A 26517-nucleotide genomic window follows, 5' to 3' on the forward strand; every position below is an offset into this window, starting at 1 on the left:
AAGGGGTCCGGACATGGCAAAGCTGATTCTCACGAATGAGGTCGCCGGGCTCGGAAGCGCCGGCGACGTGATCGAGGTCAAGAACGGGTTCGCCCGCAACTACCTCATCCCCCAGGGCTTCGCAGTGATGTGGTCCCGCGGTGGCGAGAAGCAGGTGGCGTCGATTCGCGCCGCCCGCGAGTCGCGCGCGATCCACGACCACGAAGAGGCCGTGGCCCTGAAGAACTCGCTCGAGTCGACCAAGGTTCGTCTGGCCGTCAAGGCCGGCAACGAGGGTCGCCTCTTCGGTTCGGTCAAGACCGGTGACGTCGCTGACGCGGTCAAGGCTGCCGGGCTCGGCGAGCTCGACAAGCGCAAGATCCACATCACCTCCACGATCAAGTCCGTGGGCGAGCACGAGGCGACCGTTCGCCTGCGTGACGACCTCACCGCCGTGATCACGCTGCAGGTGGTCGCCGCCAAGTAAGCGGTGCGTCGTCCTTCTGGGGCGACAGAACGACACGGATGCCGTGGACCCTCACCGGGTTCACGGCATCCGTCGTTTTCGGGCTCGCTGAGGGCCCGATGCGCCCCGTGGGAGCCTTTCCACAGACGGCATCCGACGCAGGCCGGGGGTGTGTGGCTGTGCATAACGTGGTACTCCGTCCCCAACCTTCAACGCCTACTTCAACCACAATCCCATCCACAGGTTGTGAACAAATAAATCCCCGGTCAACGATCGAATCGCGTTTGCTCGTTTCCGGTATCCCGGGCGTTTTCCACAGGGGTTGTACACAGGGTTCACGGCGTTTCACGCAGACTTTCCACATAGTTATCCACAGGCTTGGTTGCGAGTGTCGGTGGCCGTGCATAGCGTGAACGTGTCCCACCCCGACAACACCCGAAAATGACGGAGGTACGGCTGCGTGTCCATCGCTGACATCTCCGACGAACGACTCGGCGGACGCCGTGAGCACGAGCGCACGCCGCCGCATGACGTCCTCGCCGAGCAGAGCGCGCTGGGCGGCATGCTGTTGTCGAAGGACGCTGTCGCCGACGTCATCGAGACGCTGCGCGGGGCCGACTTCTATGTGCCCAAGCACGAGCTGATCTTCGAGGCGATCCTCAGCCTGTACTCGCACGGCGAGCCGACAGACGTCGTCGCCGTGACCGACGAGCTGATCAAGACGGGCGAGCTGCAGCGCGCCGGCGGGGCCGATTACCTGCACTCGCTCACCTCGATCGTGCCGACGGCAGCCAACGCCGGCTACTACGCCACGATCGTCTCCGAGCGGGCGCTGCTGCGCCGCCTCGTGCAGGCAGGCACCCGCATCGTGCAGATGGGGTACTCCGGCCAGGGCGAGGCCGTCGAGCTCGTCAACAACGCCCAGGCCGAGATCTACTCGGTCACCGGCGCCGAGGCCGCGGAGGATTACGTTCCGCTCGAGATCGCCGTCACCTCCGCGATCGATGAGATCGAGGCCGCGCGCGGCCGGGACGGCTCGATGACGGGCATCCCTACCGGGTTCGCCCAGCTCGACGAGCTGACCAACGGCCTGCACGGCGGTCAGATGATCGTCGTGGCCGCCCGACCCGCCATGGGAAAGTCCACGCTCGCGCTCGATTTCGCGCGCGCCGCGGCCATCAAGCACAACATGCCGACGATCTTCTTCTCGCTCGAAATGGGGCGCAGTGAGATCGCCATGCGCCTCATGAGCGCCGAGGGCGCGGTGCCGCTGCAGAACATGCGCAAGGGCACGTTGGATTCGCGCGACTGGACCACCATCGCCGCGACGCGTGGCCGCATCAACGACGCCCCGCTGTACATCGACGACAGCCCCAACATGACGCTGGTCGAGATCCGCGCGAAGTGCCGTCGACTCAAGCAGCGAGTGGGGCTGCGCATGGTGATCATCGACTACCTGCAGCTGATGACCAGCGGCAAGAAGGTCGAGTCGCGTCAGCAGGAGGTCAGCGAGTTCTCGCGTGCGCTGAAGCTGCTCGCGAAGGAGCTGCAGGTGCCCGTCATCGCACTGTCGCAGCTGAACCGTGGATCTGAGCAGCGCACCGACAAGCGTCCGCAGGTCAGCGACCTGCGAGAGTCCGGCTCGATCGAGCAGGATGCCGACATGGTCATGCTGCTGCACCGCGACTCGGTGTACGACAAGGACACCCGCCCCGGCGAGGCCGACCTCATCGTCGCGAAGCACCGTAACGGTCCTACCGCGACGATCGAGATCGCGTTCCAGGGTCACTTCTCCCGCTTCACCGATATGGCGCCGGTGTAGCGCACGCCGCGATGTCTGCAGGATCCGCACTGAGCGATCTCCTCTTCGCGCCGGCCGGCGTCCTAGACTCACGCCATGCACACCCCGACTCAGATCCTGTCGGTCGTGCTCGACGTCTCGTCCCGCGATGAGTCCGGGGTCGTCTTCGGCGGGATCGGGGGTCTCGTCGGCTACGTGCTGTTCGTCGCCGCCGTGTGGCCCTTCCTGAACAAGGCAGGCCAGCCCGGGTGGACGGCGCTGATCCCGTTGGTCGCCGCGTTCTTCATCGTGCGAGCCGCGGGACTGTCGGCATGGTGGACGCTGCTGTATCTCGTCCCCATCGCAAACATCGTCCTCGCGATCATCGTCGCGCTGCGGCTCGGGCGCGGGTTCGGGCACGGCGCGGTCTTCTCGGTGTTCCTCCTCTGGTTGCTGCCTCTGATCGGTTACTTCGTCATCAGCTACTCCAGCGACACGTACAGCCGCGCCCGTATCTGAGCCGGTTTTCATCGCCGGCCGGCAATGATCTCTCTGCCACGATCTGCGCATGACGTTCACGACCCGGATTCCGGTGGTGAGCGATACGGGGAGATCGCCGGTCTCCACGTCTCGACGTGGCGCGAGGCGTACGCGCATCTGCTGCCCGAGGACCACTTCTCGGCGGAGTACATCGCGTGACGGCATCGGACGTGGGGGCGCGTGCTCGCGAACCCGAGCGACGATGTGGCCGTCAGGGTCGCAGAAAGCGCCGGAGTCATCATCGGAACGTGCGCAACAGCTTCCGCTTCGATGGCGTCGAACGGATCGACGCGCGTTCCGATGATCACCGCCGCGCGGATGGTGAGATAGCCCCGGGAAGAGCGGCAGGGACCGGACCGTCCGAGGCGTACCCGGGCGGTCCGGTCCCTGCGCGCGAGGCCCGCGACTGAAGGGTCAGGCGCGGTCGGCGCGGCCCGTGCCGTCGTCGTAGTCGATCTGTTCCTTGCGGACCTGCTCGGTGACCGTCTCCTCCTCGGTCACGGTTTCCGTTCCCAGGCGGACACGCTCGACCGGAACGGTCTCCTTGGCGATGACGGGCCGCTCCTCAGTGAGGACGACCTCGTGCTCTTCCTCGCTGATGGCCGGCCCGTCCATGGCATCCGCAACGTTGGCGTCGGTGATGGGTTCGCGTTCCAGCCGCACTTCCTCATGGCTCACGGGGACAGTGACGGTCTTCTCCTCCGTGACGACGTACTTCCGCAGCCGTGCGCGACCGGTCTGCACCTTCTCGGTGCCCACGCGCAGGCGCTCCTCCGAGCGGGTCATCGCATCGTCGGTGGTCGGACCGGACGTGTCATACCCGGTGCTCGTGTCCACCGCCCTGTCACTGGCGTCACGGACCGTGCCGGTCCCTTCAGCGGCGCTGGTGTTGCGGGAACCGTTGCCGTAGTAGACGTACAGCTCGTCTTCCTGCGCGTGCTCCAGCGCCCCCTCCGCGTCGATGCGCGGTGCGTTCTTCACGAACTCTTTCGCGTAGCCCACCCGCAGGTTCTCGCCGTCCTGGTTGGCGTCGTCGATGGGCACGAAGGACTCCGAAGTGCCGAAGAAACCGGTGCGCACCGCCGCCCAGGTGGGCGCCCCGGTGTCGGTGTCGAGGTAGATCTGCTCGAGCGTGCCGATCTTCTCCCCGTCGGAGTCGATCACCGCTGCTCCCATGAGCCCGCTGATGTTGTCTGTGCTGATCATGACTGCTTCCTATCGTTCGTTTGTTCGTACGTGTTGAGACCGGCGCGGGCACCGCCACCGGGAGCCGTGTCACCGGGTTGTGGTGACCTGCACGGCAGTGGTGTCGGGGCCACGCTTGACGACGCTCCGCACGCCGAGCATCCCGCCGAGGGCCGCGATCACCGCGCCGATCAGCAGACCGGCGAAGCCCCACCACGAGGCGGCTTGAGCGGTCGCGGCGGCATCCTCCGCCGTCTGCTGCGCGTCCTGCAGCGCCTCATCGGTCTGCTCCTGCGCTTCTTCTTCGTCGACGTTGCTCTGCACGTCCTCGACGACCTGGGTGACGTCGGTCCCGGACAGTGCCTGGGTGGCGGAGCTGACGACGCCCCCGAGCAGGCTGGCGCTGAGCCACACAGTCAGGGCGAGAGCGACCACGAGGGACGTCGCCCAGGTCAAGAATCCGTGCAGCAGTCCGCTGCGCACCGCCAGCGCACCGGCGACGAAACCTGCCGCGGCAAGAGCGATCACGAGGGCGCTGACGCTCCAGATGGTCGCCCCGATGCCAGAGCCTCCCAGGCCGATGCCGGCGGTGACGAGGGAGAGCAGGATGGTGACGGCCAGAAAGGTCACCACCCCGGCGATGATCGACCCCCACGACACGTTCGCCGTGCGGCCGCCCCGTTCGGTGCCGATCAGCGACTCCTTCGCGGCGTCGTCGTTGCGGTTTGCGATGACAGGGCGGGCTGCGGCGCTGTCGGGGCGGTCGGTGCGATTGTTTGCCATTGTCTCGATCCCTTGGGTTGGGGCGTCGGAGCCGCAGGAGACGAAACGTGCGGACCGGCTACCAGCCCGCTTACACCGTAAGCCGACTAGCGTGACAGTACAGCGCCCGAAATGACTTGGCGAGGGGGGTTGCGCGTGATGGGAGGGAATGTGCTATGAGCGTCCGGGTGACGAAGAAGCCGACGGGTACGCAGTCCCGTCGTCTGAGCCGCGGCCTGATCATCGAGACCGCACTCGCGCAGATCGACCGGCGTGGCGCGCAGGGGTTGTCGATGCGCTCCTTGGGGCAGGAACTCGGCGTAGAGGCGATGTCGCTGTATCGGTACGTACACGGGCGAGAGGATCTGCTGGAGGGGGTGGTGGCTCTGCTGATGGAGAACCTGACCTCGGATCTTGACGATGAGCTCGCCGAACACTGGCAGGGGTTTCTGCAAACCGTCGCCCACCACGTCCGCCAGATCGCGATTGATCACCCGCTCGCGTTTCCGCTGGTTGCGACCCGGCACCCGGCAGCCCCCTGGCTGCGCCCCCCGCTACGCAGCGTCGAAGTGGTCGACACGTTCCTCGGCACCCTCATCGGGCACGGTTTCACCGACCAGCAGGCGGTGGACGCCTACCGGTCCTTCAGCAGCTTCCTGCTCGGCCACTTGCTGCTGGAATCCGCCGTACGCGGCGCGGAAACCGGCCCGGTCGAAGAACCCCTCGACGAGGGTGACGCCACCATCCCCGAAGGCGACGGGCAGGTCAGTCTAGAGGCGGCACCCGAAGTGAAGCGCCTCCGCACCCTCCTCAGCGAAGACCGCAGCGACGAAGAATTCGAAGTCTCCCTGGAGGCACTGCTGGACCGGCTGAACCGCGAGCTCACCCAGTAAGGAGCCACCGCTGCTGGCGACGTGGGAGTCAGCGTGGATCAGGTACCGATCGCATCACCCCGCCGGCGCGTCAGTCGAAAATCGCCACCGATTCCGACAGCCGAGTCACTTCCTCAGGGGTGAGTTCCAGGTCGGCGGCTTTCGCGGAGTCCCTGATGGATGCCGCACGCCGCGCACCGGGGATCGGGATGACGTGCGGGTCGAGGGCGAGCTCCCACGCCAGCACGACCTGCTGTGGGCTGACGCCGTGTGCATCGCCGACTTCGCGGAAGGCCGAGAACCGGTCGCCCACGCTGCTGGCGCCGCCGCCGGTGCCGCCGAGAGGACTCCACGGCAGGAAGGCGATGTCGTGAGCGGCGCAGAAGCGCAATTCGTCGATGCTTCCCGGATGCTTCGGCGAGAACTCGTTCTGGACGCTGGCGAGGTTGCCTTCGCCGAGCACGTCGAGAGCGATCTGGATCTCTTCGACACTCGCGTTCGAGATGCCGATCGCGCGGACGAGGCCGTCGTCGTACAACGACTTCAGTCCCCGCATGATGTCGGCGTAGACACGTGTGCGGTCGGGACGGTGGTACTGGTACAGGTCGAGCTGGTCGACGCCGAGGATCTCAAGTGACTTCTCCGCGGCCGAGCGCAGGTACGCCTCCGACCCGTCGCGGCCCTTGGCTCCCCCTTCCCCGAGCGTGATGCCGCCCTTGGTCGCGACGAAGATGTCCGACGACTCCCCGTCCCATGTCCGGAGCGCCTCGGCGACGATGCGCTCGTTGTGCCCCATCTCCTCGCCGTCGGGGGCGTAGATGTCGGCCGTGTCGATGAGCGTCACGCCCGCGTCGAGCGCGGCGTGCACGGTTGCCACGGCATCCTCGAATGACGGGTACTGCTTGTCGTTGTTCATCGACAGTGGCATGGCGCCCAGGCCGATCGCCGAAACCTGTCGTCCTGCCAGAGTGCGCTGCTTCATTGCTTCTCCTCGTCGCGTCTTCTCAAGACTGCCAGGCGCGGCCGCGCGCGTAGGTGGGACTGGACATTCTGCGGGACATTTCTAGGATGTCGCCGTGGATCGCGTGATCGTCATGGGGAGCGTCTTCCTCCCCGGCTTTGTGATGGATCCCCTCGTTTCCGAGTTGCGTACGCGAGGACTGGTGGCCGAGTGGGTCGCGCCGACGTCGGTCGGGACCGCGGAAGCGGCCGGCGAAGAATACGCCGCGGCCGCGGTGCGATTCGGTGCGACGGCGGCGATCGCTCACTCGAACGCCGGCAACTTCATTCCCGCCGTCACGGCGGTTTCCGCGGTCAGGCGGGTGGTGTTCCTCGACGCGATCATTCCGCCACTGCACGGTGGCACATGGCCTGTCGTGCCCGAGGGTGTGCGCGACGCCCTGGCGGCGAACGCGAGTAGCGGCATTCTGCCGCCTTGGACGCGGTGGTGGCCGGAAGAGAGCGTGCGCCCGCTGTTTCCGGACGACGCGACCTTCGCGCGGGCGGATGCCAGCACACCGTCCATTCCCGCCTCGTACCTGTCGTGTCGCATCTCGGCGGCTCGGAACTGGGCGGCTGAACTCACCTGCAGCTACGTGGCATTCGGAACCACCTACGCCGACGAGATCGGCGTCGCCGCCAACGCAGGCTGGCCCGTGCGGACGCTCGAGCTAGGTCACCTGGGGATGCTGCAATACCCAGCGATGGTCGCGGACGCGGCTATGGCCGCCGCCGAAGGCTGAGCCGCTCTGAGCGGATAACCCGCTCACGGGTGGCTCGGCGCCGACACTGGCCAGGGACCCTGTGCCCGAATAGAATAAAATAAATACGATTTGGGGTTTGACTATGGCCGAGGGTGCACCGAGTCCGTTTACTCCCGGCTACGGAAGGAAGCCTGCCATCTTCGGTGGGCACGGGGAAGAGCTCAATGAGCTCAAGGCGGTCTTCGACACCCTCGACTTCGGCGAAAATCACTCGGTGCTCGTCTCGGGCCTGCGCGGAGTCGGAAAGACGTCATTCCTCACCACGCTCCAGGACGCCGCGCGCGAAGCCGGGTGGCTGGTCATCAGTGACGATGCCAGTGCCGGGCTCATGAGCCGGGTGATGGACTCCACCATCCCTACCCTCATCAACGAGATGACACCCGCCACCCGCGCCCGGCTCACCAACCTCGGCATCTGGGAGTTCAGTGCCGAGATCGAGTACATCGACCGGCACCGCACCGTGAAACCGCAGCTACGCACCGATTTGGTCGCCCTGTCCACCGCGCTGGGCGGGACCGGCGGCGTCCTCATCACCATCGACGAGGTCTCTTCCGGCAAAGTGCGCCTGCGCGAGCTGAGCAAGTTCGCGTTGCAGGTGTCACACGCCCTCGAGGATGGCGCACAGATCATGGTCGTCTTCGCCGGCGTCAAGGTCAGCCTCGACGCGCTCCTGGCCGAAGAGCACACCACTTTTCTTCGACGGTCACGAGAGATTGAGTTCGAGCGCCTCTCAGCCCCTGAAACCCGACGCGTGTTCGTTGAGACTGCCGGCCTTGGCGGCCGCAGCATTGACGCCGACGCACTGGACAAGCTCGTCTCCCTCGCCCAGGGCTACCCATACCTCGTCCAGCTCGCTGGCGACTACGCCTGGCGTAACGACAGCAACGCTTCGAGCATCACCCTCGCCGACGCCACTGTCGCCCACGACCGGGCCATTCGCGCGGTCGAGAGCCGCGTCATCAGTCGTGTCTACGGCGACCTCTCCGACGTCGACCAGAAGTTCCTCGACGCGATGGCAGAGGACGACGACCGCACGAAGGTTGCTGACATCGTCAAGCGTATGGGCGTGTCCGACGCCTACGTCCAGGTCTACAAGAAGCGGCTCATCGACTCTGGCTACGTCCACCCTGTCGGCCACGGGTACGTGCAGTTCTCTCTTCCGTATCTCGGCGCATACATCCGCCGTCGGCTCGCCGCTGAAGCGCACGACGGGGGCGAAGACGGCGGGTGGCACGCTTACCCCGCGCCCGACCTTCCGTCCTGAGTGAGGGGCCTCACGGCGTCCGCGTCCCGACACGACGTCCGACTCACCCCGACCCTGTCTCCAGCTCCTCTCGCAACGGAGCTTTTCTTCGTTGGTCGTCACGGTTGGAACGTGGATACTGTGTGGCAACGACAGGGTGGGATGGTCCGCTGACCCGAGCGACAACGCCCGTCACAACTCGATCGACAGCGATAGGGGAACGCGGGTGCACCTGCTCGGCCGGCACGCAGAATGCGAGGCTCTCGATCGCACCCTCGCCGATGCGCACGCCGGGCGGAGCAGGGCGCTGAATGCACGCGGTGAGGCGGGGATCGGCAAGACGTCCCTGCTCGACTACGCGCGGACCGCCGCCGAGGCGCTGGGGTTCCGGGTGGAAAGCGCCACCGGCATGGAATCGGAGTCGCAGTTCGCGTACGCCGCGCTGCATCAGCTGTGCGCTCCGCTTCTGGAGTACGACGCGGCGCTGGCCGCGCCCCAACGCGACGCACTCGCGATAGCCTTCGGCGCGAAGACGGGGCCTGCGCCGGACCGGTTCCTGGTCGGCCTGGCGGTGCTGAATCTGCTCGCAGAGGGTGCCGAAGAACAGCCTCTGCTCTGCCTCGTCGACGACGCGCAGTGGTTGGACCGGGCCTCGGCGGAGGTCATCGCCTTTGCGGCTCGGCGAGTGTCTGCCGAACGGCTGGCGCTCGTCGTCGCGGGCCGTGATTCCGACGACAGCGCGTCCGCTGCCTTCACCGGGATGCCGGTTCTCACGGTTCCCGCACTCGGTGAGGCCGACGCGCGGGAGCTGCTCGATGCCGAGACCCCCACCCTGATCGACGCCTCCGTGCGTGAGCGCGTCATCGCGGAAGCACGCGGAAACCCGCTGGCTCTGCTGGAGCTGCCGCGCAGCGTCGGGCCGGCGACTCTGGCGAGCGGATTCGGCGTGCATGACCGCCCCGACGTCCCGCAGCACCTCGAAGAGGCCTTTCGGCAACGCTCGACAGCCCTGCCGTCCGAGACGCAACGTGTTCTCCTCCTCGCAGCCGCCGAGCCGACGGGCGAGGTGCCACTGCTGTTCCGCGCATTGTCCCAGCTCGGGATCGAGCGTTCCGCGGCCGCCCCGGCCGAGTCCGTGGGGTTGTTCACCATCGACTCGAAGGTGCGGTTCCGGCATCCCCTGGTGCGCTCGGCGATCTACCGTGCCGCAGTCCCATCGGAACGTCGCCAGGCACATGAAGCGCTGGCTGCGGCGACCGACCCGCGCATCGATCCAGACCGTCGCGCGTGGCATCGGGGGCAGGCCGTCCTCGGCCCAGACGAAGACGTCGCCGTCGAGTTGGAGCGCGCCGGGGAGCGAGCACTCGGGCGCGGCGGCATGGCAGCCGCAGCTGCCCTTCTGCAGCGCGCGGCGCAACTGACTCCCGACCCTGCTCTTCGCACGCAGCGCGCGATGATCGCGCTGCAGGCGAAACATGAGGCGGGCGCTGCAGATGAGGCATTGACGCTGCTCGCGCTCGCAGCGCAAGGGCCGCTGAGTCCCCTGCAATCCGCGCGCCTCACGCTGTACAGGGCTCACATCACCTTCTATCTCGTCCACAGCGACGACGTTCCGGTGATGTTCTTGGACGCGGCGCACGCGCTGGCGCCGCTTGACCCCGCGGTGTCTCGCGAGGCCTTTCTGCTCGCCCTCAACACCGCCGTCATCGCCGGAGGCGACGTGCAAGGGGTTGCCGAGGCGGCCCGGGCCGCGCCGCGACCGGCGGAGCAGCCACGGCCGCTGGACCTCCTTCTCGACGGGCTCGTGACGGTCTACACGCAGGGATACGTCGCCGGCGTGGACACGCTGCGAAGAGCGGTCGCCTCGTTACGTGATGAAGAGCTCAGTCGAGACGTCTACCGCGGCACGGACAGCGACCGCTGGCTCTGGCTCGCCAGCCGCACGGCCGTCGCACTCTTCGAGGACGAGTTGATGTACGACCTCGCGGCGCGCAAGGTCACCATTGCGCGTACGGCGGGGGCGGTGGCGACCCTGCATGTCGCGCTGATCGCTCTTTCGGCGGCACACGCGCTGCGCGGCGAGTTGAGTCGTGCCGCGGAGCTGCTGGCCGAGAGCACGGCAATCGCCCGCGCGACGAGGGCTGTGCCACTGCCGCACGGGGAGCTGTTCCTCGCAGCATGGCGAGGCGGGGAATCAGAGGCCCCTGAGCTTCATCGACGCAGCGTCCAGGCTGCGGAAAAGGGCGCCGGTGCCCAAGCCGCTGTGGCGCACTACGCGTCCGCGGTGCTGCGCAACGCAACAGGCAGTTTCGCCACAGCCATGACCGCGGCTCAGCGCGCCGTGGCATCCGATGATTTCTCCGTGCAGAGCGTCGCCCTCCCCGAGCTGGTCGAAGCGGCCGCCCGCGCAGGTCATGCGCAGGCCGCCCGCGCAGCGTATGCGCAGCTCGCCGCACGTGCCGACGCGAGCGGAACCCCGTGGGCGCTCGGGCTGATGGCGCGTTCGCAGGCTCTGATCACCACGGGGGATGCCGCCGAGAACCACTACCGGGAGGCCATCGAGCGGCTGGCCGATTCCCGGGTGACCGGCCATCTTGCGCGAGCTCACCTGCTGTACGGCGAGTGGCTCCGGCGCGAAGGGCGTCGCCGCGAGGCGCGAGAAGAACTCCGCACGGCGCACGACATGCTGACTGACATGGGAGCGGTGGGTTTCGCGGAGCGTGCCGCCAGGGAACTGCGCGCGACGGGCGAGCACCCCCGTGCCCGTAACGCTCCGCCCAGCACTGCGCTGACCGAGCATGAGCTGCAGATCGCGCGTGCCGTCGCGACCGGCGCCACTACGCGGGAGGTCGCCGCGATGCTCTTCCTGAGCCCGCGAACGATCGAGGCTCACCTGCGCACGATCTTCCGAAAGCTCGGCATCACCTCCCGACGCCAGCTCAAGGAGCTTCACCTGTGACGACGGTGCTCGGCTGCGGGGCAGGAAGTCCGTTCGCAGGACCCGCCTGCGTGGGAGGCTGACGGCATGCCGGTCGCTCTCGCCCTCAGCGGACTCGCCAACGCACGCGACCTGGGCGGGCTCGAGCGCACGGACGGATCGCTGACACCGACCGGCGCGTTCGTGCGCGCCGAGGCGCTGGATCGTGTGGACTCTTCGGGGTGGCAAGCCCTCCGCGGCCATGGTGTGCGCACCGTCATCGACCTCCGCCGGCCGGACGAGGTCACGGGCCGGGTGCCGGACGACATGCTCGCCGTGCGGGTCGATCTCGACGGTGATGAACGGGATTTCTGGGCTCCGTTCGAACAAGACGGGCGGTGGGGGACCCCGCTGTACTACGCCGCTCATCTTCACGAGCTGCCGCACCGCCTTGCTGAAGTGCTCCAGGCGATCGCGACCGCGCCCGCGGGGGCAGTCCTCTTTCACTGTGGTGCCGGCTGGGACCGAACCGGACTCGTTGCTGCTTTCCTGCTGAAGGCATTGGACGTCACGGAGGATGCCGCCGCCGCCGACTACCTCGCATCGTTCGCGAACGCGCAGGCGATGCGCGCGCTCCACGGCCGCTCCTTCGACGTCGAAGAGCGCCACGCGGTGCTCGGGAGGTTCGGCCACACGGCGGATTCGGCGTTCCGCGAGATGTATCGACAGCTCGACGTCGACCAGTGGTTTCGCCATGCGAGGGTCGACGAAGAGACGGAGCGCGCGATCGTCACCTGGAGGGAAAAAACCCCCGCCGGGGAAACCTGATCCAGCGAGTCAGCTCCGCGTGACGGCGCGCACCTGCCACGCCCGCGCTGTCCGCTCCAGCAGGTCGCTCCACTCAGTGGCCTCGATCCCGAGTTCGGCCGTCGTCTCCTCCGCATCGACGAGGAACGGCCGGTCGAACTGGTACAGCACGCCGGTGAGCTCGCGCAGGAGCGGCACGACCGCCCCGCCCGCGCGCAGCGCTGCGCGGGGCACGCGCCGCAGCCGGGGTCGCCCGGCCCCGACGACCTGACCCATCTCGGTGAGCACCTCGCGCACACTCGCCGGTGGGCTCGAGGGGACGAGCCACGGCGACCCCCAGGCGCGCTCATCAGCGCCGAGCGCGATGAGGGTCTCGGCGACGTCTTCTATGGCGGTCCAGGCGTGCGGCTGGTCGGGGTCGCTGAAGACCCACGCGGGTTTCCCCGCCAGCGTGGACTGGGCGTACATGGCAAGGATCGAGCTTCCCCGGGGCACCGTCGGTCCGACGTAGTCCGATGCGCGGGCCTCGGTCGCCCGGATCCGTCCCGCGGCGTGGGCGGCGCGTGCCTCTTCCCACATTCGGGCGCGAAGGGCGCCTTTGTGGTCCGAAGGGCGCAGCGGCATCCGTCGGGTCATCGGCTCATCCACGGGCCCATACCCGTACAGGTTGCCCAGCGTGACGAGCACCGCCCCAGAGGTCTCGGCGGCGTGGAGGATCGACGCGGCCAGCGGCGGCCACTCCCGCTGCCAGGCCTCGTACGAGCCGGGGTTGGCGCAGTTGTAGAGCACGGCCGCTCCCTGGGCGGCGTCGGCAAGCGCCGTGCGGTCGGACGCGTCCACCGCCATCCGCGCGACGTTCGGGTGCTCCGGGCCTCGGCCTGAGCGGGTGATCACCCGCACCCGGTGCCCGGCCCCGGCCAGCCGGTCCGCGACGGCCGAACCCACCGGACCGGCGCCGACGATGACATGGGTTTCTGAGGGCATGGTCCTGAGCATCGCATCAATCGGATCAGGACCGCGATCCCGCGGCGTGCGGAATGGGCGACCGATGAGACTACGCGCCGCACGGCCGCCGCGCGAGGGGGGTTCGCGAGCCTGCGGATGCGGCGAGGCTGTGCCCACCAAACCATTGGAGGAAATATGTACTTCCATGTTCAGCAGCTGATCAACGAGATCGACCAGGATCAGCCCGATCCCGACGCCGCGAACGCGCTTCAGGAGGGCCTGGGCGGGCAGTTCGGCGAGATGCGCACGATGATGCAGTACCTCTTTCAGAGCATCAACTTCCGCGGCCCGTCGGCGAAGCCCTACAAGGACCTCATCCAGGGCATCGGCACCGAGGAGATCAGCCACGTCGAGCTCATCGGCACGACCATCTCCCGGCTGCTCGACGGATCGCCCGGGTACAAGGGCAAGCCCACCGACACCGTCGACGCTCCCGGTGCGGGTGGCGCGACGCCGTTGCAGGTCGCGACGTCCGAGAGCAACATCCACCACTACCTGGTCGGTGCGCAGGGGGCCATGCCCGTGGATGCCGCAGGCAACCCGTGGCTGGGCAGCTACGTCTACAACTCGGGCAACCTCGTGCTCGACCTGCTCTACAACCTCATGCTCGAGTCGACCGGTCGCCTGCAGAAGTGCCGCCTCTACGAGATGACCTCCAACAAGACGGCCCGCAGCACGATCTCCTACCTGATCGTCCGCGACCAGGCGCACGAGAACGCGTTCGCCCGCGCGCTAGAGACCCTCGGCGTCAACTGGCGCACCGCCTTGCCCATCCCCAAGACCAACGCGGAGAAGTTCCCCGAGGTCGCGCGGCTGCTCGACATGGGCCTGCAGAGCAAGCAGTACTCCTTCGACCTCACCAACCTGTCCGAGGCGGGGAAGATCTTCCAGGGCCTGTCGCCCTCCAAGGACGGCACCCAGCTGGATGCCACCGAGCAGGCGCCGGCCGGCGTGCCGATGACGATCGCCCCCGAACGCCCCGAAGAATTCTCGCCTGGCGCCGACGCCGACCTGCGGGAGCTCATCGAGGCGACCGCCGCGATGGAGATGAAGGACATCGATCGCACGTTCGGCGAGATGAAGTAGCAGCCTCGGTCCGGGCGAGACGCAAGGGGGTGTCGGGATGTGCCGGTGGATCGCGTATCTCGGCTCCCCGCTTGCCGTCGAAGACGTGCTGGTGCGCCCCGACCACTCGCTGATAGACCAGAGCCTGGTCGCCCGCCGGCTGTACCTGCCCGGCACGACGATGGCGTCGCAGTTCCGGGAGCACGCGTTCCCCACCAACGGCGACGGTTTCGGTCTCGCCTGGTCTGGCCGCGCGGGCACGTTGGGGCAGTTCCGGCAGGTCACGCCGGCATGGGACAGCGACAACCTGCGCCACCTCGCAGCGCAGATCGAGTCCCCCTGCTTCCTCGCCCACGTGCGGGCGGCGCCCGGCGGCACGATCGCCGAGCAGAACGCCCACCCCTTCGTGCACGACGGGTGGATGTTCCAGCACAACGGCGAGATCGGCGGGTTCGCCGCGCTCAAGCGCGACCTCACGATGGATGTCGCGCCCGAGCTGTACCCGCACATCCGGGGCACCACCGACAGCGAAGTGTGCTTCTTCCTCGCGCTGACCTACGGCCTCGCCACCGATCCAGCGGGTGCCCTGGGGCGGATGATCGCTCACGTCGAAGCGGCGCGCGCCGCGCACGGCGTCACCGCGGCGTTCCGCGGCGCGTTCTGCGCCTCCGACGGTGAGCGCCTGGTGGTGGCGCGGTGGCTGAGCGCGGATGCCGGCGAGCTGCCGCCGCCGTCGCTCTTCCACAGCGTCGGGCCGGAGACCTTGCATGTGGGCGAGGGGCGTGCCGAGCGCCTTCCCGACGGGGCGCAGCTCGTGGTCTCGGAACCACTCGAGCTGCACTGGTCGCGCCGGCATTGGCAGGAGATCCCCACCGCCACGGTCGGCGTCTTCACCCGCGGCGCCGACCCGGTGTTCACCCCGCTCGCCTGACGCCGCCGGGTGCGACGCGCGAGCGGCCTGGCGCCCGCAGGTCGTCGGCGAGACAGCTCCTTCAGGTGAGCGGGGCCCTCAGCCGAGCGAGAGCGCGACGATGGCGAGTGTGCAGATGCCGATGCCGGCACCCTGCGGCCCGCTGAGCCTCTCCCGCAGCACGCCGGCCGCCAGCAGGACGGTGACGGCGGGGTAGAGCGAGCTGAGCACGGCGGCCACGGCGAGGGTGGTCTGGCCGCTGGACAGCAGGAAGGCGAGGGTGCCCACCGCGCCGGTCAGCCCCGCCGCGGCGCCCCAGCCGATCGCAGCGCGGTGGCCGCGCCAGCGCGGTCGCGGTCGCGCGGCCCCCGCGACGATGCCGGCCAGCACTGCCCCGGTGGCCTGGTTCGCGGCGAGCGGCATCAGGCCGGCATCGGGGCCGATCTGCGCCAGGCAGATGAACAGCAGGCCGAATCCGACCCCCGCGAGCGCGCCGTCCGTGAGCGCACCCCACGACTGCTGCGGGCGTGAGGGCCCGGCCTCGTGGGAGACCAGCCAGATGCCCGGGAGGGCGATGACGATGCCGGCCCAGACCAGCAGGCCGGGACGCTCGCCGAGCACCACCCCCACGAGCACCGGCAGCGCCGCCGCCCCGACGGCCGACAGGGGCGCGACCAGACCCATCCGACCGCGTGCCAGTCCCCGGTACAGGAACAGTCCACCGGCCGCGGACCCGACGCCCGCGGCCACGCCCCATGCGATGTCGGTCGTCGTCGGCGTGCCCCCGAGCATCAGTGCCGCCGTCAGCAGGGCGAGCGTCCCCGCGATCTGGCCGATGAGCAGGATCTGCAAGGGCGAGGACCGACGCGCCCCGACGCCGCCGATGAAGTCCGATGTTCCGTATGCGACGGCCGACAGCAGCGCCAGCAGGATCCCCGGGTTCACGGCATCCAGCCTGCGACGCGGCGGATCAGCCGGCCTGGCGCCGCAGCGCCTGCGCGACCCAGAAGTCCAGCGTCCCCTCGTCCTGCGCCGCATCGGGGTTGATGTGGATCCACCCCGGGCCCATGGAACGGCCGGGGCCCATCTCGGCGCGCACGGCCTCGGGCCGTGTCACGAGATCGGCGTCGTCGTCGGCGCTGACGTGCACGAGCAGTCCCAGGTCCTTGCGTGCCGCGACGAGCATCGATCCGTCGAACATCACGGCGATCGTGCCGAACATCGGCACTTCGCGCACCAACCCCGCCGGAAGTCGCCGCAGCACGCGGTCGAGCAGATCGCGCCGCGCCGCATCCACCACCATCACGGTCATGTCATCACCTCGCAGCGTCGTCTGGATGCCGGTCAGCGTAGAGCGCAGGGCCGCCGCCGTCGAGGGGGACCCTGGTGCGGCCGTCTGCGGCGTCGTACGGTCGGAGTCAGCCGTCCGGCCTCCGGCGCCGGGGAAGGCGGAGGGGGAGCCGATGAGCTGGGATGCCGATGACCTCACCCGGATCGGCGGCGCCGAGGAGCTGCAGGTCTCCTCGACCCGCCGCGACGGCACCGAACGCCCCTTCGTCACCATCTGGACGGTGCGCTCCGGCGACGCTCTCTACATCCGGTCGGCGTACGGCCCCGACAACCCCTGGTACCGGCGTGCCCGGCACGCCGGGGTGGGACGCGTCCGCGCCGGCGGCGTGGACCGTGCGGTGACGTTCACCGCGATCGACGCCGCCGACACTGCGACGCAGGAGGCGGTGGATGCCGCCTACCACGCCAAGTACGACCGCTACGGGCCGCAGATCGTCGGCACCGTCACGGGACCGGCATCCCACGAGACGACGCTGCGCATCGACCCGCGCTGAGCGCGCGGACCCGGGTCTGCCGGCCCGGGTCTGGGTGAGGTGGGGCTACCGGGCTGGTTCGGGGTGCGCCGGAATGCGGAGATCCGCCCGGATGAGGACGTTTCCCGCGCCGGCATCCGCATTTCGGCAGATCTCCGCATCCGGGGAGAGGGGGCGGGCGACGTGGCGATCACCGGTGCCCGAGTGGCATCGAACCCCCGCGGACCGGGTGAGAGGGGACGCTCAGTCCTCGTCGACCGGGATGGCCCGCACGGCGTTGCGGTCGGCGATGAGCGTGTCGCGCACGCGCCGGCGAAGCACCTTGCCGATGAGCGAGGTGGGAAGCTCCTCCCACACGCGGTAGGAGCTCGGGCGCTTGTACTCGGCGAGCTGTTCGCGGGCCGCCGCGCGCGCGGCATCCTCGTCGAACGTCGCACCCGGCTCGGGCACCACGACCGCCGTCACGACCTCGGCGCCGCCGCCGCGGGGGATGCCGACCACAGCAGAGCCCGCCACACCCGGCAGGGCGTTGAGCACCTTCTCGACCTCACTCGGGGCGACGTTGAAGCCGCCGGTGATGATGATCTCCTTCTTGCGGTCCACGACCGTGACGAAGCCGTCCTCATCCTGCACGACGAGGTCGCCGGTGCGCAGCCAGCCGCCCTCGAGCAGTGCCTGCGCGGTCTCCTCCGGGCGGTTCCAGTAGCCGTGGAAGACCTGCGGGCCCTTGATCAGCAACTCGCCGACCTCGCCCTGCTCGACCTCGCGTGTGGGCTCGTTGGGGTCGACGACGCGGATGTCGGTGGAGGGGAACGGGATGCCGATGGCGCCGATCTTGCGCGAGGAGTTGAACGGGTTCGCGAGGGCCACGGGGCTCGTCTCGGTGAGCCCGTAGCCTTCGTTGAGCATGGAGCCGGCCTGCTCCTCCCAGCGCTTCACGATCGCGGGGGTGAGGGTCATCGCCCCGGAGATGGCGTAGACGACGTCCGACAGGTCGAGCTTGCCCTCGCGGGCGACGCGGGCGAGCCGGTCGAACATCGGCGGCACGGCGGGGATGAACGTCGGCGGGTACTGCTTCGCCGCCTGCGACACCAGCTCGGGGTCGAAGGTGGGGAACAGCACCGCGTTCGAGCCCGTCTCGACGGCATAGATCACCGACAGCAGCACGCCGAACGAGTGGAACATCGGCAGCAGGCCGTAGATGCTGCCCTCACCGTGCGTGAAGCGCGGCATCCAGGCCCCACCCTGGCGGGCGTTGGCCCACAGGTTGCCGTGCGTGATGATCGCGCCCTTGGGGGTGCCGGTCGTGCCCGAGGTGTACTGCAGGCACGCGATGTCGGTGACCGACGGGCGGGGGGTGGATGCCGGCAGCGGAGCGGACTTCTCGAGCTGCGAGAACGGGATGGTGCCCGGCGCGGGGGCGGTGAGCTTGTTGCGCGAGGCCTTCGCCTTCGCGATCGGCAGGCGCAGCGCAAGGCGGGTCGTCAGCGGCATCGCGCGGGTGATGTCGACCGAGATGATCGTGCGGATGCCGAGATCGGCGGGCAGCGACTGGATCACCGGGGCCATCTTGTCCCAGGTGATGACGACGGTCGCCCCGTGATCGCGGAACTGCACTTCGAGCTCGTCGCGGGTGTAGAGCGGGTTGTGCTCCACGACGATCGCGCCCAGGCGCAGCACGGCGTAGAAGGCGGCGAGGTGCTGTGGCGCGTTGGGCAGCACGAGCGCCACCCGGTCCCCGGGCTTGACCCCGAGCGCGGCCAGGCCGCCCGCCACGCGGGAGACGCGATCAGCGAGTTCGCGGTAGGTCTGCGAGGCGCCGAAGAAGGTCACGGCAGGGCGGTCGGCGTACTGCGCGGTCCGCTCGTCGAGCAGGTCGACGAGCGAGCCCGTCGGCAGCTCGATGTCGACGGGCGTCCCTTCCGCGTAGAAGCGGTTCCAGGCCCGGGTTTTGTTCATCTGCACCGGACAAGATTACGTCCTGGAAGCGCCGGTGCTTCAGCGCCGAGGGCATCGCCCGAGGTCGACAGCGCGGGGAGGGGTGGTTGCCGGACGGTCGTCGCGCCATGATGGGCCCATGATGCCAGGCGCCCGTGGTCGCGACAGCGGATCGGCCCGATGAGCGACGAGAGCGTCTCGCGCCCCGCGTCGGCCGTCGCGGCCCCCGTGGCCGCCTTCCTTGCGGGGCTGGAATCGCAGTTCTTGCGGATGGAGAGATTCAAAGACACGGTGGATCCCGTTGCCGCCCGTCGGGGCGGGCGCATCGTGACGGAGTTCTTCACCCCGCGCGTGCCGGAGCTGCGCGCCGCCGCAGGGCTTCCTGCAGGGCGCGGGCGCGTGGCCCACGGCAGGCGCCTGGCCGCCCGCGACGGCGGACGCGTCGGCACCGACGAGCTGCCGGTCTACTGCTACTGGGACGCGGGCGTCGATCAGGCGCCCGAGCTCGTGCGTGCCTGTATCGACAGGGTGCGCGAGGTGCATCCCGATGCCCGTGTGCTCGACGCCGCCGGCATCCGCGAACTCATCGCCATCCCTGATCGCGTCACCTCGGTGCTGGCCGAGCACCATCCGGCGCACTTCGCCGACTACGTGCGTGTGGCGCTGCTGGAGAAGTACGGCGGGATCTGGGTGGATGCCACCTGCTGGCTGCCCGGCCCTCTGGACGATGCGATCCTCACCTACCTCGACGCGGGGGTCGTCTACCCGCGCTGGACGCATCGCGAGATCGGCAACTGGTTCATCGCCGCCGTGCCGGGCTCTCTCGTGATCACGCTGCAGCGGGTCGCGCTCGAGATGTGGTGGGAGGCCCGTGAGGACGTGCCGGACTACTTCCTCTATCACCGCATCTTCGAGACGCTCCACTCGCTGATCCCGGAATTCCGCGGGCAGTGGTCGCGGGTCCCCTCGCTTTCGAGCACCGCCAGTCACCTGCTGCAGCTGAGCATGATGGAGCCCTGGTTCCCCGGCGTCGCCGACATCATGGCGCGCCTGTCGATCGTGCAGAAGCTCAGCTACAAGTACGACCCCGAGGCGGTGCCCGACGGCTCGATCCTGGCGCGGCTGCTCGAGCACGGGGCGTTGTAGCGGGCGCCGGCCCGTTGCGGGTGCTCACTGCGTTCGCCGCCGTCTGCCTCCGCTCACACCCGCGCGACGGGCTGACGCAGGATCGTCCGCAGCGCCGCCGCCTCGGTGCGCCGCGGATCGTTGAGGTAGATCTCGTGGTGCTTACCGGTGCGCGCCAGCCCGTTCGCCGGCAGGTATTCCTCGTGCAGACGCGCCAGCACCGGGGCCTCATCGTCGTACGAGCCGACGTGCAGAGTCTGCGCCGCCAGGCCCTCATCGAGGGTCTCGAGCCGCAGGCGATCGAGCGCCGGCGCGTCGCCTTTCTGCTCGAGCATCGCGATGACGTCGGCGACATGATCGTCGGTGATCCACTGCGGCACGAGGTTCATCACGGTCCAGTCCCACTGGGATTTGTCCCGGGCGCTGGTGAACGTCTCCATGTCCTGCGCCCACCACAGCGCCTCCAACGGCATGACGACGTAGTCCATGTCCAGGGTGGTCTTGCTGAAGAACTTGAGCTTGTAGGCGGCGGGATACAGCGTCGCCAGCGCGTCGGCGTAGGCCTGAGACGTGTTCGGATCGCCGTGTCCGTCGAGCATGAGGTACTGCAGCGGCGGCACGGTGACCACTTCGAACCTCCCCGCAGGCGCCGTGTAGGTCTCGATCTGCTTCTTCAGGTCGACCTTCACGGCTGCTCCTCGGGGGGTGCTGCTACGAGCCGGTGCGGCCGGTGAAGTGGTCCATCGAGGAGTACACCTTGAACACCTTGTCGGCCACGACGTCCCAGACGCGGGTCGGAAGCACGCCGCGCAGCGCCATGGCGAGCTTGACCGTCCACGGGCGCAGCACCATCGGGGTGCCGCGCACCATGCCGCGCCACGCGGCGCGGGTGGCCTGCTGCGGTGTCATGATCGGCGTCAGCAGGGGGCCGCGCGCTCCGGCGAACATGCCGGTGGAGATGTAGCTGGGGCAGAACGTCGTCACGCCGATGTGGCGGTGGCCACGCGCGCGCAGCTCGAGGCGCACCGAGTCGCTCCAGCCGATCATCGCCCACTTGGATGCCGCGTACACGGCCATGTTGGGGTTCGCGAGGGTGCCCGCGGCCGAGGCGATGTTGAGGATGCGCTTGGGGCGGCCGGTGTCGGCGATCATCGCCGGCAGCACCTCGCGGGTCAGCCACATCGCGGCGAGGGTGTTCACCCGCATGGTGAGGTCGATGTCGCGGTGGGGGTCGTTGTCCCAGAACACCCCGGCGCGCACGATGCCGGCGTTGTTCACGAGGATGTCGGGCTCGCCGAGCTCTTCGCGGGTGCGGGCGAGGCCGGTGGCGACCTGCTCCTGCTGGGAGACATCCACGCGGTAGGCGCGCACATCGACGCCCGAGGTGCGCAGGCGCACGGCCAGAGCGCTCGCCGCCTCTTCATCGACGTCCCAGAGGGCGACGGCGCGCGCTCCTCCGGCGACGGCGCGCCGGGCGAAGAGCTCGCCCATGCCGCGCGCCCCGCCGGTGATCAGCACGGTGGCGCCGCGGACGGGGTCGGTGGGGTCGGAGAGAGCGGTCATGCGGGACCCTTCCTGTCGTCTTCGGACAGCGTAACCGGGCCCCGCATGCGCGCTCAGGTCACCAGGTGGAGTCGCCGCGGATCACGGCATCCGACCCGCCGTCGATGTAGATCACCTGACCGCACAGGTGCGCGTTCTCCTCGCTGACGAGCCAGGCCATGAGGGCGGCGACGTCGCCCGGCTCGAAGATGCCGTTGAGGGGCATCGGCACGCGCTGCAGCAGCGCCGCCTTGGCCTCTTCGGTACCGGTCAGATCGAACGTCATCGGTGTCGCGACGACGCCGGGGGCGACGGCGTTGAGGGCGATGCCTGCGCCCGCCCATTCGGGAGTGGGCGCGACGCGCCGCAGCCAGCGGGCGAGCGCCTGCTTCGAGGTGCCGTAGATGAGGTTGGCCTGGGCGGGGTCATCGGCGAGCTGGGCGGCACGCGCGAGGGCGGCCGGCTCGTCCTCGGCGAGGAACGCCTGCAGCAGCGCCTCGTCCGGCGGGAACAGCGCCGCCATCGAGGTGGTCGCGACCGCGCGCGGGGCGGGGGAGGCGGCCAGCAGCGGCCGGAGCCCGGCGAGGGTGGCCACGGCGCCGAAGAAGTTCACCGCTGCGGTGGCCACGGTCGGCGACGACAGTCCGGCGTTGGCGATGACGACGTCGACGGTGCCGCCGGAGCGCTCGGTGACCTCGGCCACGAGAGTCTCCCGACCCTCGGGGGTCGTGAGGTCGACGTTGATGTCCGCCCCGGCGATGTCCACGCCGATCACGCGGTAACCGCGCTCAGCGAGGAGTTCGGCGGCGGCCCGTCCGATTCCGCTGGCGGAACCGGTGATGACGGCTGTGCGTTCCATGGTCTGTGCCCTTCTTTGGGATTTCCTATGGCGATCATCCCATGTGGTCTGACCATAAACAAGGGGTCTCCGGCTTGTTCGGATGCCAGGGGTTGCGCCGTCAGTACCAAGCGTTACTATGTACCGGTAGTCAGCAATATTGAGTAGTGGTGAGGAGTCCGATGGGCAAGCAGGCGACCGAGATGCTCAAAGGCATCCTGGAGGGCATCGTGCTGGCGATCCTGGCTGAGCGCCCCGCCTATGGATACGAGATCACCGCGTCGCTGCGTGATCGCGGGTTCAGCGACATCGCCGAGGGCACGGTGTACGCCCTGCTGGTGCGCATCGAGCAGCGCGGGCTGGTCGACGTGGCGAAAGTGCCGTCCGAGAAGGGTCCGCCGCGCAAGGTCTACACGCTCAACGCGCGAGGCCGCGAGTACCTCGCGGAGTTCTGGCGGACCTGGAGCTTTCTGTCGAGTCGGCTGGACCAGCTTCGCGCCACCCCTGAGCAGGACCGAGGAGAGGATTGACATGACACGCAAGTGGATCGAGTACCTCACGGGGCCGCTCGAGCAGAAGAAGCAGTATCGCCACGACGTGGCGCGCATCAAAGCTCTTCCCGAGCCCTATGCCACCGCCGCGCAGGCCGTGCACCGGTACCTCCTCGCGTGCGGGGGGATCACCGACGGCGACACGATGGTGAGGATGTTCGCCGACCTCGCCGACCTCTGGGAGCAGGCGGCCGCCGACGGCACCTCCGTACGGGGGATCGTCGGGGACGACCCGGTCGACTTCGCCGACACCTTCGTGCAGGCCTATGGCGGGGAGCGATGGGTCGACAAGGAACGCGCTCGTCTCACGCAGGCGATCGACGATGCCGCACGTCGACAGGACGGGAACGAGGCGGGCTGATGATCGCACCTGCACCGGCCATCGAGGTGGTCGGTCTGGAGAAGTCCTACCGGGCTCTCCCCGTGCTGCGCGGGGTCGACTTCGCCGTCGACCGCGGCACCATCTTCGCCCTTCTCGGTGCCAATGGCGCCGGAAAGACCACGGTGGTGCGCATCCTGTCGACGCTCCTGCGGGCGGATGCCGGCAGCGTCACGGTGAACGGCTTCGACGTCGCCGCCGCGCCCGCCCGGGTCCGCGAGTCGATCAGTCTCACCGGCCAGTTCGCCGCCGTCGACGAGGTGCTCACCGGGCGGGAGAATCTCGTGCTGGTGGCGCGTCTGCGTCACCAGTCCCTCCCCGGCGGGATCGCCGCTGAGCTGCTGCATCGATTCGGGCTCGCCGAAGCCGCAGACCGTCGGGTGGCCACGTATTCGGGAGGCATGCGCCGTCGCCTCGACATCGCGATGAGCCTCATCGGCCACCCGTCGGTGATCTTCCTCGACGAGCCCACCACGGGCCTGGACCCGCAGGCGCGTCTGGCCGTCTGGGATGCCGTGCGGGAACTCGCCGCCGCCGGCACCACGGTGCTGCTGACCACGCAGTACCTCCAAGAGGCCGAGCACCTCGCCGATCGCATCGCGATCCTGCACGAGGGGCGCATCATCGTTGCGGGGACGCTGGCTGAGCTCAAGCGCCTGCTGCCGCCGACGAAGGCCGAGTACATCGAGAAGCAGCCGAGTCTCGAGGAGATCTTCCTCGCCGTCATCGGCGACCCGGCGGACCGAGGCGGCGCCGCCGGGTCCACGGAGGAGAAGCCGTCGTGACCATCACCGCACGCGTCCCCGCCGGCACAGCCGGCTCGGGCGCCCATTTCTTCGGCGACACCGGCGTGCTGCTGGGTCGCTCCCTGCGCCACATCCTGCGCAGCCCCGACACCATCATCACGACAGCGGTCACGCCCATCGCGCTGATGCTGCTCTTCGTGTTCGTGCTGGGCGGCGCGATCGACACCGGGTCGGCGGCGTACGTGGACTACATGCTGCCCGGCATCCTGCTGATCACGGTCGCCTCGGGCGTCGCGTACACGGCCTACCGGCTTTTCCTCGACATGCAGAGCGGTGTCTTCGAGAGATTCCAGTCGATGCCGATCGCCCGCTCGGGCGTGCTGTGGGCGCACGTGCTGACATCGCTCGTCGCCAACCTCGCCGCGGTGGCGATCGTCATCGCGGTCGCGCTGCTCATCGGGTTCCGCAGCAGCGCGAGTGTGCTCGCCTGGCTGGCCGTCGCCGGCATCCTCGTGCTGTTCACACTGGCCCTGACGTGGCTCGCGGTCATCGCCGGGCTGACGGCGAAGACCGTGGACGGAGCCAGCGCGTTCTCGTATCCGCTGATCTTCCTGCCGTTCATCAGCTCGGCCTTCGTGCCCACCGACACCATGCCCGCACCGGTCCGATGGTTCGCGGACCACCAGCCGGTCACCTCGATCGTGAACACCGTGCGTGCGCTCTTGCAGGGGCAGCCGGTGGGCACCGACATCTGGATCGCGCTGGCGTGGTGCCTCGGCATTCTGCTGGTGGCGTTCGTGCTCGCGCTGCGCATCTACCGTCGGAAGATCAGCTGACGGTCACACCGTGAGCATCACCTTGATCGCCCGGCGCTCGTCCATGGCGCGGTAGCCCTCTGCGGCATCCTCGAGGGGGAGCGCCAGGTCGAAGACCTTGCCCGGATCGATCTCGCGGTCCCAGATGCGCTGGATCAGCTCGGGCAGGAATCGCCGCACGGGCGCCGGTCCGCCGTGCAGGTGCACGAGCGCGAAGAACATCTCGCGGCCCGGCAGGCTCACGTCGTGCGACACGCCGACGAACCCGATGTGACCGCCGGGGCGTGTGGAGCGCATGGCCTGCAGCATCGACTCCTGTGTGCCGACCGCCTCGATCACGGAGTGCGCGCCCAGCCCGTCGGTGAGCTCCTTGATGCGGGCGACGCCCGCGTCGCCACGCTCCTCGACGATGTCGGTCGCGCCGAACTCCCGTGCGAGCGCCTGCCGGTCGGCATGCCGGCTCATCGCGATGATGCGCTCGGCGCCGAGCTCGCGCGCGGCCAGGATCCCCATGAGCCCCACGGCGCCGTCGCCGACGACCGCCACCGCCTTTCCAGGACCGGCTTCTGCCGCGACGGCGGCGAACCAGCCGGTGCCGAGCACATCGGATGCCGCCAGCAGCGAGGGGATCAGGTCGGCATCGGGCTGGCCGGGAGTCGCGACGAGGGTGCCGTCGGCCAGCGGGATGCGGGCGTATTCGGCCTGCGTGCCGATGCGGCCCATCGGCACGGCGTGCACGCAGCGCGACTGGTAGCCGGCACGGCAGATCTCGCAGGTGTTGTCCGAGGCGAAGAACGACCCCACGACGAAGTCGCCGACTTTCACGGTGCGCACGTCGTCGCCGATCTCGGTGACGACCCCGACGTACTCGTGGCCCATGGGGGTGCGGTTCACCTTGTCCGCCCCGCGGTACGGCCAGAGGTCCGAGCCGCAGATGCAGCTGGCAGCGAGTCGGATGATGGCGTCGGTGGGCTCGACGATCACGGGGTCGTCCCGGTCTTCGACGCGCACGTCTCCTGCGGCCTGCATGATCACTGCGCGCATGCGCGTCTCCTTCGTTACGTTCGTTCTGTGGTGTCGCCCGGGCTGTGTGCTCGGCGCCGCTCACGATAGACCCCGGGGCTGGGGTGTGGCAGGGATGGGGGTGGCCGGCGGGTGCCCCCGGCGAGGAGAGGCCACCGGTTCGGCGAGACACCATCTTCGCGGCGAGACACCACGCGACGCGTGATGTCTCAGCCGAGAAGTGGTTTCTCGGTGAGGGGATGCCGCGCCGACCGCGATTCGAATCGATTCGAATCCGGCGATAGGATGGCCCGTTGCTTTCGCCGCTCCGGCGTCCCCGCCCCCCGATTCCCCGGAAGTCCTGCATGTCCACGTCCCTGACCACCGGCAGCCCTTGGCGCGTCATCCTCCTCTTCTCCGTGCCGTTGCTGCTCGGCAACATCGTGCAGCAGATGTACCAGTTC

The 26517-nt window shown here is 68.9% G+C and carries 28 protein-coding genes; 17 read left to right on the forward strand and 11 right to left on the reverse strand.

Features of this window, described 5'->3' with window-relative positions; all coding sequences use genetic code 11:
- Positions 1-13: 13 nt before the first annotated feature.
- The 4 genes from rplI to NQ160_RS03740 all read left to right on the forward strand — a co-directional run bounded on the left by rplI (position 14) and on the right by NQ160_RS03740 (position 2924).
- Positions 14-466: a 50S ribosomal protein L9 gene (gene rplI, locus NQ160_RS03725; protein ID WP_257513898.1), complete on the forward strand. Its 453-nt coding sequence runs from the start codon at positions 14-16 to the stop codon at positions 464-466.
- A gap of 439 nt (positions 467-905) precedes the next feature.
- Positions 906-2267 (forward strand): replicative DNA helicase, encoded by a 1362-nt coding sequence (gene dnaB / locus NQ160_RS03730; RefSeq protein ID WP_257513899.1) that lies wholly within the window; start codon positions 906-908, stop codon positions 2265-2267.
- Between the two features lie 75 nt (positions 2268-2342).
- Positions 2343-2744 (forward strand): DUF5684 domain-containing protein, encoded by a 402-nt coding sequence (locus NQ160_RS03735; protein WP_257513900.1) that lies wholly within the window; start codon positions 2343-2345, stop codon positions 2742-2744.
- Positions 2745-2768: 24 nt separating this feature from the next.
- Positions 2769-2924: a hypothetical protein gene (locus tag NQ160_RS03740; RefSeq protein ID WP_257513901.1), complete on the forward strand. Its 156-nt coding sequence runs from the start codon at positions 2769-2771 to the stop codon at positions 2922-2924.
- 255 nt (positions 2925-3179) lie between these two features.
- Here the strand turns inward: NQ160_RS03740 and NQ160_RS03745 are convergent, their stop codons facing one another.
- Positions 3180-3971 carry a PRC and DUF2382 domain-containing protein gene (locus NQ160_RS03745; protein WP_257513902.1) on the reverse strand — a complete coding sequence of 264 codons (792 nt, stop codon included), beginning with the start codon at positions 3969-3971 and terminating at the stop codon, positions 3180-3182.
- A 69-nt stretch (positions 3972-4040) separates the two neighbouring features.
- Positions 4041-4733, reverse strand: coding sequence for a hypothetical protein (locus NQ160_RS03750; RefSeq protein ID WP_257513903.1), 693 nt, complete (start codon positions 4731-4733; stop codon positions 4041-4043).
- A 167-nt stretch (positions 4734-4900) separates the two neighbouring features.
- Here NQ160_RS03750 and NQ160_RS03755 point away from each other — a divergent pair, with 167 nt between their 5' ends.
- Entirely contained in the window at positions 4901-5605 is a 705-nt protein-coding gene (locus NQ160_RS03755; RefSeq protein ID WP_257506363.1) for a TetR/AcrR family transcriptional regulator, read from the forward strand.
- A gap of 70 nt (positions 5606-5675) precedes the next feature.
- Here the strand turns inward: NQ160_RS03755 and NQ160_RS03760 are convergent, their stop codons facing one another.
- Positions 5676-6566, reverse strand: a complete 891-nt coding sequence (locus NQ160_RS03760) for an aldo/keto reductase (RefSeq protein ID WP_257513904.1) — start codon at positions 6564-6566, stop codon at positions 5676-5678.
- A gap of 94 nt (positions 6567-6660) precedes the next feature.
- Between NQ160_RS03760 and NQ160_RS03765 the strand changes: the two genes are divergently transcribed.
- The 4 genes from NQ160_RS03765 (at position 6661) to NQ160_RS03780 (ending at position 12335) form a co-directional block, all read left to right on the forward strand.
- A complete protein-coding gene (locus tag NQ160_RS03765) occupies positions 6661-7326 on the forward strand; it encodes a hypothetical protein (protein WP_257513905.1) in 666 nt (221 codons plus the stop codon).
- Positions 7327-7429: 103 nt separating this feature from the next.
- Complete coding sequence (locus tag NQ160_RS03770) at positions 7430-8611, forward strand: ATP-binding protein (protein ID WP_257513906.1); 1182 nt, start codon at positions 7430-7432, stop codon at positions 8609-8611.
- Positions 8612-8816: 205 nt separating this feature from the next.
- Positions 8817-11549 (forward strand): ATP-binding protein, encoded by a 2733-nt coding sequence (locus tag NQ160_RS03775; RefSeq protein WP_257513907.1) that lies wholly within the window; start codon positions 8817-8819, stop codon positions 11547-11549.
- A gap of 66 nt (positions 11550-11615) precedes the next feature.
- Positions 11616-12335, forward strand: coding sequence for a tyrosine-protein phosphatase (locus NQ160_RS03780; protein ID WP_257513908.1), 720 nt, complete (start codon positions 11616-11618; stop codon positions 12333-12335).
- 9 nt (positions 12336-12344) lie between these two features.
- Here the strand turns inward: NQ160_RS03780 and NQ160_RS03785 are convergent, their stop codons facing one another.
- Positions 12345-13298 (reverse strand): NAD-dependent epimerase/dehydratase family protein, encoded by a 954-nt coding sequence (locus NQ160_RS03785; RefSeq protein ID WP_257513910.1) that lies wholly within the window; start codon positions 13296-13298, stop codon positions 12345-12347.
- Between the two features lie 156 nt (positions 13299-13454).
- Between NQ160_RS03785 and NQ160_RS03790 the strand changes: the two genes are divergently transcribed.
- Positions 13455-14405, forward strand: a complete 951-nt coding sequence (locus NQ160_RS03790; RefSeq protein ID WP_257513911.1) for a manganese catalase family protein — start codon at positions 13455-13457, stop codon at positions 14403-14405.
- 37 nt (positions 14406-14442) lie between these two features.
- On the forward strand, positions 14443-15315 hold the full coding sequence (locus NQ160_RS03795; protein WP_257513912.1) for a class II glutamine amidotransferase: 873 nt from the start codon (positions 14443-14445) through the stop codon (positions 15313-15315).
- A gap of 78 nt (positions 15316-15393) precedes the next feature.
- Here the strand turns inward: NQ160_RS03795 and NQ160_RS03800 are convergent, their stop codons facing one another.
- Positions 15394-16239 carry an EamA family transporter gene (locus NQ160_RS03800; protein ID WP_257513913.1) on the reverse strand — a complete coding sequence of 282 codons (846 nt, stop codon included), beginning with the start codon at positions 16237-16239 and terminating at the stop codon, positions 15394-15396.
- Positions 16240-16264: 25 nt separating this feature from the next.
- Positions 16265-16606, reverse strand: a complete 342-nt coding sequence (locus NQ160_RS03805; protein ID WP_257513914.1) for a TfoX/Sxy family protein — start codon at positions 16604-16606, stop codon at positions 16265-16267.
- A 151-nt stretch (positions 16607-16757) separates the two neighbouring features.
- Here NQ160_RS03805 and NQ160_RS03810 point away from each other — a divergent pair, with 151 nt between their 5' ends.
- Positions 16758-17138, forward strand: coding sequence for a DUF2255 family protein (locus tag NQ160_RS03810; protein WP_257513915.1), 381 nt, complete (start codon positions 16758-16760; stop codon positions 17136-17138).
- A 222-nt stretch (positions 17139-17360) separates the two neighbouring features.
- Here the strand turns inward: NQ160_RS03810 and NQ160_RS03815 are convergent, their stop codons facing one another.
- Positions 17361-19076 (reverse strand): long-chain-fatty-acid--CoA ligase, encoded by a 1716-nt coding sequence (locus NQ160_RS03815; protein WP_257513924.1) that lies wholly within the window; start codon positions 19074-19076, stop codon positions 17361-17363.
- Positions 19077-19235: 159 nt separating this feature from the next.
- On the opposite strand from NQ160_RS03815, the gene NQ160_RS03820 reads away from it, so the two are divergent.
- The gene (locus NQ160_RS03820; RefSeq protein ID WP_257513916.1) at positions 19236-20201 is read left to right on the forward strand and encodes a capsular polysaccharide synthesis protein; all 966 of its coding nucleotides are present in this window, start codon (positions 19236-19238) and stop codon (positions 20199-20201) included.
- A 53-nt stretch (positions 20202-20254) separates the two neighbouring features.
- On the opposite strand, the gene NQ160_RS03825 is transcribed toward NQ160_RS03820, so the two are convergent.
- From NQ160_RS03825 to NQ160_RS03835, 3 genes are read right to left on the reverse strand one after another with little or no spacing between them, the layout of a single operon-like run.
- Positions 20255-20869, reverse strand: coding sequence for a GyrI-like domain-containing protein (locus NQ160_RS03825; RefSeq protein WP_257513917.1), 615 nt, complete (start codon positions 20867-20869; stop codon positions 20255-20257).
- Positions 20870-20891: 22 nt separating this feature from the next.
- Positions 20892-21743: an SDR family NAD(P)-dependent oxidoreductase gene (locus tag NQ160_RS03830; RefSeq protein WP_257513918.1), complete on the reverse strand. Its 852-nt coding sequence runs from the start codon at positions 21741-21743 to the stop codon at positions 20892-20894.
- Between the two features lie 58 nt (positions 21744-21801).
- Positions 21802-22581: an SDR family oxidoreductase gene (locus NQ160_RS03835; protein WP_257513919.1), complete on the reverse strand. Its 780-nt coding sequence runs from the start codon at positions 22579-22581 to the stop codon at positions 21802-21804.
- A gap of 161 nt (positions 22582-22742) precedes the next feature.
- On the opposite strand from NQ160_RS03835, the gene NQ160_RS03840 reads away from it, so the two are divergent.
- Genes NQ160_RS03840 through NQ160_RS03855 form a run of 4 tightly spaced genes read left to right on the forward strand, consistent with a single transcriptional unit; the run spans position 22743 to position 25072 of the window.
- Entirely contained in the window at positions 22743-23090 is a 348-nt protein-coding gene (locus NQ160_RS03840; protein WP_257513920.1) for a PadR family transcriptional regulator, read from the forward strand.
- 1 nt (position 23091) lies between these two features.
- On the forward strand, positions 23092-23472 hold the full coding sequence (locus NQ160_RS03845) for a DUF1048 domain-containing protein (protein ID WP_257513921.1): 381 nt from the start codon (positions 23092-23094) through the stop codon (positions 23470-23472).
- Positions 23472-24275, forward strand: a complete 804-nt coding sequence (locus NQ160_RS03850; protein ID WP_257513922.1) for an ABC transporter ATP-binding protein — start codon at positions 23472-23474, stop codon at positions 24273-24275. Before NQ160_RS03845 ends, NQ160_RS03850 begins: the two co-directional genes overlap by 1 nt.
- A complete protein-coding gene (locus NQ160_RS03855) occupies positions 24272-25072 on the forward strand; it encodes an ABC transporter permease (RefSeq protein ID WP_308211439.1) in 801 nt (266 codons plus the stop codon). The genes NQ160_RS03850 and NQ160_RS03855 overlap by 4 nt, the downstream gene beginning before the upstream one ends.
- Before the next feature lie 3 nt (positions 25073-25075).
- On the opposite strand, the gene NQ160_RS03860 is transcribed toward NQ160_RS03855, so the two are convergent.
- Entirely contained in the window at positions 25076-26095 is a 1020-nt protein-coding gene (locus tag NQ160_RS03860; RefSeq protein WP_257513923.1) for a zinc-dependent alcohol dehydrogenase family protein, read from the reverse strand.
- Positions 26096-26517: the final 422 nt, after the last annotated feature.

The sequence above is a fragment of the Microbacterium sp. zg.Y909 genome (assembly GCF_024626565.1).